Annotated in this window: 5 protein-coding genes; 4 read left to right on the top strand and 1 reads right to left on the bottom strand. The window is 74.0% G+C overall.

Going from position 1 to position 5,506, the window contains the following annotated elements; all coding sequences use genetic code 11:
* Positions 1 to 133 precede the first annotated feature (133 nt).
* From V7050_RS17680 to V7050_RS17665, 4 genes are all read left to right on the top strand, one after another.
* The gene (locus V7050_RS17680; protein ID WP_324375246.1) at positions 134 to 895 is read left to right on the top strand and encodes a glycosyltransferase family 2 protein; all 762 of its coding nucleotides are present in this window, start codon (positions 134 to 136) and stop codon (positions 893 to 895) included.
* A gap of 1 nt (position 896) precedes the next feature.
* A complete protein-coding gene (locus tag V7050_RS17675; RefSeq protein WP_324375244.1) occupies positions 897 to 1,199 on the top strand; it encodes a lipid-A-disaccharide synthase N-terminal domain-containing protein in 303 nt (100 codons plus the stop codon).
* A complete protein-coding gene (locus V7050_RS17670) occupies positions 1,177 to 2,625 on the top strand; it encodes an ArnT family glycosyltransferase (protein ID WP_324375242.1) in 1,449 nt (482 codons plus the stop codon). Before V7050_RS17675 ends, V7050_RS17670 begins: the two co-directional genes overlap by 23 nt.
* Positions 2,626 to 2,721: 96 nt before the next feature.
* Positions 2,722 to 3,924, top strand: a complete 1,203-nt coding sequence (locus tag V7050_RS17665) for an MFS transporter (RefSeq protein ID WP_324375240.1) — start codon at positions 2,722 to 2,724, stop codon at positions 3,922 to 3,924.
* A 120-nt stretch (positions 3,925 to 4,044) separates the two neighbouring features.
* Here the strand turns inward: V7050_RS17665 and V7050_RS17660 are convergent, their stop codons facing one another.
* Positions 4,045 to 5,307: a glycerate kinase type-2 family protein gene (locus tag V7050_RS17660; protein ID WP_324375261.1), complete on the bottom strand. Its 1,263-nt coding sequence runs from the start codon at positions 5,305 to 5,307 to the stop codon at positions 4,045 to 4,047.
* Positions 5,308 to 5,506 lie beyond the last annotated feature (199 nt).

Raw genomic sequence — 5,506 nt, 5'->3', positions numbered from 1 at the left:
CAGCCTGGTAGCGCACCTGCTTCGGGAGCAGGGGGTCGGAGGTTCGAATCCTCTCACTCCGACCAGTCTTCGCGGCATGGGCCCTGCGCGCGGTCGCCGCGTCCGCCGGAGAGGTGCAGGGAGAGTCCGGGCCATGCCGCCGCAGCTGGATCGATCCCCCGAACGCCCCTGGCTCTCGATCGTCGTGCCGATGAAGAACGAGGCCGAAAACCTCGAACTGGTCACCGAAGGCATCGCCGCGGCCTGCGCCGGAGCCGGCCCCTTCGAGGCGATCTACGTGGACGACGGCTCGACCGACGGCACCGCGGCCAAGGCGGCGGCGCTCGTCGCGCGCTTTCCCTTCCTGCGGGTGGTCGCGCACGAACGCAGCGGCGGCCAGTCGGCGGCGATCCACAGCGGCGTGCTCGCGGCGCGCGGCGCGGTGATCTGCACGCTCGACGGCGACGGCCAGAACCCGCCCGCCGAGATCCCCAGGCTGCTCGCCCGGCTCGAGGGGCGGGACTTCCCCGAGGGCGTGGCGCTGATCGCCGGCCAGCGGATCGGGCGGCGCGACACGCTCTCCAAGCGCTGGGCCTCCAGGGCGGCGAACGGCATCCGCTCGCGGCTCCTGAAGGACGGCACCCGCGACACCGGCTGCGGGCTGAAGCTGATCCGGCGCGACGTCTTCCTGGCGCTGCCCTATTTCGACCACATGCACCGCTACCTGCCGGCGCTGGTGGCGCGCGACGGCTGGCGCACGCTGCATCAGGACGTCGCCCATGCCGAGCGCCATGCCGGCAAGTCGAACTATGCCAATCTCAGCCGCGCGGTGGTGGGCGCCTACGACCTGGTCGGCGTGAGCTGGCTGATCCGTCGGCGCAAGAAGGCCCGCGGCACCGAACTGACGGGGGCCTGACTTGGAAACGCTCTTCGAGTTCTTCCGCGTCGACCATTGGGGCGAGTTCTGGTGGGTGGTCGTCGGCCTCGCCGGGCAGCTGATGTTCTCGATGCGCTTCCTGATCCAGTGGATCTCCTCGGAACGGGCCCGCCGGTCGGTGATGCCGGTGGCCTTCTGGTATTTCTCGCTCGCCGGCGGCGCGATCCTGCTCACCTATGCGATCTACCGCCGCGATCCGGTCTTCATCCTCGGGCAGGCGACCGGGCTCGTCATCTATTCGCGCAACCTCTGGCTGATCCATGCCGAGAAGCGCGCCCTCTGAGGCGCGCGGCTTCCGGCTCGGCCTCGCCGCCATCGCCGCGGTCACGCTCTGGCGCGTGGCGCTCCTGCCCTTCGATGCCACCGACCTCTTCGTCGACGAGGCGCAATATTGGTTCTGGGGGCAGGAGCTCGCCTGGGGCTATTATTCCAAGCCGCCGCTGATCGGCTGGATCCTGCGCGCCGCCACCGAGATCGGCTCGAACGACCGCTTCTGGATCCGCCTGCCACTGCCGCTGATCCATGCCGGCACCGCCGTGCTGCTGGCGCTCGCCGGGCGGCGGCTCTTCGGCGGGCGGATCGGCGGGCTGGCCGGCGCGGGTTTCGCGACCCTGCCGGCGGTGGCGGTCGGCAGCCTGCTCGTCTCCACCGACACGCCCATGCTCTTCTGCTTCGCCCTGGCGCTGCTCGCCTTCGTCGCGCTGGGCGAGCGGCGCTCGGTCGCCTGGGCGCTGGCGCTGGGGGCCGCGATCGGGGTCGGGCTGCTCGCCAAATACGCCATGGTCTATTTCCCGCTCTGTGCGGCGCTGGCGGCGGCGCTGCTGCCGGAGCGGCGCATCGCCTGGCGCGACGCGGGCCTCGCGGCGGCGCTGGCGCTGGCGATCGTCGCGCCGAACCTCGCCTGGAACGCGAGCCACGATTTCGCGACGCTGCAGCACACCGCCGACAATACCGACTGGCGCGACGCCGGGCTGCGGCCCGGCGCGCTGCTCGCCTTCTGGGGCGGGCAGTTCGCCGTGGCCGGCCCGGTGCTCTTCGCCGCCTATCTCGGCGGCCTCGGCCGGCTGCGCGCGATCCCGCCGGGCCGGTTCCTCGCCGCCATGTCGCTGCCGGTCTTCGCGCTGGTCTCGATCCAGGCCCTGCGCTCGGGCGCCAATGCGAACTGGGCGGCGGCGGGCCATCTCGGCGCGGTGCTGCTCGGGGTCGCGGTGCTCGCGCCGCGGCGGCGGCTGCTCGCGCTCTCCTTCGCGGTCAATCTCGCGGCGAGCCTCGCCCTGCCCATCGCGGCGACCCAGGCCGCGCGCTGGCACGCGCCGGGCGGCAACCTGATGCTCGCCCGCTACGTCGGCCAGGGCGCGGTCAGCCGCCGGGCCGCCGCCATCGCCGAGGCCGAGGGGCTCGACACCCTGGTCAGCGACAGCCGGACGCTGCTTGCGGATTTCTTCTACACCCTGCGCGACTCGCGCCTCGCGATCCATGCCGCCCCGGTGGCGGGCTTCCCGCCGCATCATTACGCCCTCGCCCATGCCCTGCCGCCGGGGCCGGGCGCGGTGCTCTTCGTCTCGCGCGACGCCGAAGGCCCGGATTGCCCGGTCGGCGGGGTGACGCCGGAACTCGTGGCCTCCTGGCGGCCGGAGCAAGGCTTCGTCACCGACACGATCTACGCCCATCGGGTGATGCGGCGCTGCTGGTATCCGGGGCCGGGCTGACGTTCGTCCGCCTCTCGCGATCAGGCGTCGCTCCCGGGCGAGCGCCGGCCGCGCGCCGATGCGACACCGGGCCGACCGCAGCCCGCCGCCCCCGAAATGGCCTTTCACGTCCGACATCCCATCGCGCTCGCGGCGCGGCCCGGCGCCCGGACCTTCAGCGTGCTCTATTTCGTCGAATCGCTCTCCCGCGCGGCGATGGCGACGGTGCTGCCGCTCACCGCCTATGCGCTCTACGAGACCAAGGAGGCCGTGAGCCTCGTCTATACCGCCGTGTCGCTCGCCGCCCTCTGCCTCAGCTTCGCGATCCCGCTCCTGGTCCGGCGCATCAGCCGGAAATGGACCTATTCGCTCGGCTGCGCGCTGCTCGCCCTCTGCGGGGCGCTGACCTGGCTCGAGACGCCGCCCTCGCTGGCGCTGGCGCTGCTCGCGCGCACGCTCGGGGCGGCGGTGATCAACGTCACGCTCAACCTCTACATCATGGACAATATCGGCAAGCGCGACCTCGCGCGGTCGGAGACGCTGCGCTTCGCGGTCTCGACGCTGGCCTGGACGGCGATGCCGCTGATCGGGGTCTGGCTGATGCAGGCGCGCGGGCTCTGGGCGCCCTGCCTCGTCTGCATCGCCGGCGCGCTCCTGCTCGCCGCGCTCTTCTGGTATCGCAGGCTGGCCGAGGGCGGCCCGATCCGCGCCGCGGGCGGTGCCGCCGCGCCCGGCCGGAGCCCCTTGCGCGCCATCCGCCGCTTCGCCGCCCAGCCGCGGCTGCGCCTCGCCTGGTCGATCGCCTTCGCGCGCTCGGCCTTCTGGACCACCTTCTTCGTCTATGCGCCGATCCTGATGGTCGAAGGCGGGCGCAGCGCGACGGCCGGCGCCATGGTGGTGGCCGGCGGCAACCTGATGCTGCTCAACAACCTCTTCACCCGGTCCTGGGCGGCGCGGTTCTCGCTGCGCCGGGTGATCGGCGGGGCGCTGCTGGTGGCGGCGGCGCTGGTGCTGCTCGCGGCACTGCTGACCCGCGCCGCGCCGGCGCCGGCCGGGATCGTGCTGGTGGCGGCCGCCTTCTTCGTGGCCATGCTCGACGGCCTCGGCCCGGTGCCCTTCCTGCGCGCGGTGCGGGCGCGCGAGCGGGCGGAGATGTCGACGGTCTACCGCACCTATCTCGACGCCTCCGAGCTCCTGCCCCAGGTCGCCTATTTCTTCCTCTTCATGATCGGCGGCTTCGCCGCCGCCTTCGCCGGCCTCGCCGCGCTGATGACGGCGATCGGCCTGCTGGCGCTGCGCTACCTGCCGCGGGGCATGTGATGCCGGCGGGCGCGCCTCCGCCGGCACCCGCTGCCCTCCCAGCCCGTTGCCTTCCCGCACGAACCGGGTGTCCCCAGCCCGATCGACCCGCGGCGATCGGGCCGCGCCGGCCCGTCTCCGTCAGCGCAACAGGATGGCGCGGAAATCGTTGACATTGGTGCCCGTCGGCCCCGGCGCGAAGAGATCGCCCAACGCATCGAAAGCCGTCCAGGCGTCGTTGTCGCCGAGGAGCGCCGCCGGATCCCGCCCCGCCGCGCGCAGCCGCGCGACGCTCCCGCCGTCGGCGAAGGCGCCGGCATTGCTTTCCGAGCCGTCGATGCCGTCGGTATCGGCCGCCAGCGCCGCGATCCCGTCGAGGCCCGCGATGCCGAGCGCGAAGGCGAGCAGGAACTCGCTGTTGCGCCCGCCCTTGCCGCCTCCCTTCAGCGTGACCGTCGTCTCGCCGCCCGAGAGCAGCACCACCGGCCGCGCGAAGGGCCGGTCGCGCAGCGCCACCTCGCGCGCGATCGCGGCCTGCACCCGGCCGACCTCGCGCGCCTCGCCCTCCATCGCGTCCGAGAGGATCGCCGCGGGGAGTCCCGCCTCGGCGGCCTTCGCCGCCGCCGCCTCGAGCGAGCGCGCGGCCGAGGCGATCACCCGCACCGAGTTCCGCGCGTAGACCGCGTCGCGCGGATCGGGGGCCGCCGCCTCGGGCCGGTCGAGATGCGCCCGCACCCGCTCGGGCAGGGCGATGTTCCAGGCCCGCATCGCCGCCAGCGCATCGGCCCGCGACACCGAATCGGGCACCGTCGGCCCCGAGGCGACCTGCGCGGGATCGTCGCCGGGCACGTCCGAGACCACGAGGCTGACCACGCGCGCCGGCGCCGCCGCCGCCGCGAGCCGCCCGCCCTTGATGCGCGAGACATGCTTGCGGATCGCGTTCATCGCCGAGATCGGCGCACCGGAGGCGAGCAGCGCCGCGTTCAGCGCGGCCTCGTCCGCCAGGTCGAGCCCCTCCGGCGGCGCCGGCAAGAGCGCCGAGCCGCCACCGCAGACCAGCGCGACCACCAGATCCTCCGGCCCGAGCCCCGAGACCGCGCCGAGCAGCGCCACACTTGCCGCGAGCCCGGCCGCATCGGGCACCGGATGCGCCGCCTCGAGCACCCGGATGCGCTCGCAGGGCGCGCCATAGCCGTAGCGCGTCACCACGACGCCTTCGAGCGGCCCGTCCCAGAGCCGCTCGAAGGCCCGGGCCAGCTGCGCGGCACCCTTGCCGGCGCCCACGACCACGGTGCGCCCCTTCGGCCGCTCAGGCAGGTTCGCCGCCAGGGCGGCCTCGGGATCGGCGGCCCGCACCGCCGCCTCGAAGAGCCCGGTCAGAAGCCGCCTTTCGCCCGCCGGCATCATCGCGCGCCCTCCCGACAGATCGCCCCGCCCCGGTCCCGAAACGCGCCCATGCCGGCGCCTCCCGCCCCCGCGGCGTGCCGCAGGGGGATTGCATCCGGCAACACGATTCCGTCCGCCCGAACTCCGCGCGCACCCAGCCCTACCATCCCGCCCGGCGGGCACCGCCGGGCAGCGCCCGCCCCGCCCCCAGGCGGGC

The sequence above is a fragment of the Amaricoccus sp. genome (assembly GCF_036846665.1).
In the GTDB taxonomy this organism is placed as follows: domain Bacteria; phylum Pseudomonadota; class Alphaproteobacteria; order Rhodobacterales; family Rhodobacteraceae; genus Amaricoccus.
Note: the sequence above shows the minus strand (reverse complement) of the source record. Positions and strands in the feature narration are given on the sequence as shown.

Bases quoted from the DNA above. Each gene is read 5' to 3' on its own strand.
- V7050_RS17665 (WP_324375240.1), top strand. From the start codon at position 2,722: ATGGCCTTTCACGTCCGACATCCCATCGCGCTCGCGGCGCGGCCCGGC.
- V7050_RS17660 (WP_324375261.1), bottom strand. From the start codon at position 5,307: ATGCCGGCGGGCGAAAGGCGGCTTCTGACCGGGCTCTTCGAGGCGGCG.
- V7050_RS17670 (WP_324375242.1), top strand. From the start codon at position 1,177: ATGCCGAGAAGCGCGCCCTCTGAGGCGCGCGGCTTCCGGCTCGGCCTC.
- V7050_RS17680 (WP_324375246.1), top strand. From the start codon at position 134: ATGCCGCCGCAGCTGGATCGATCCCCCGAACGCCCCTGGCTCTCGATC.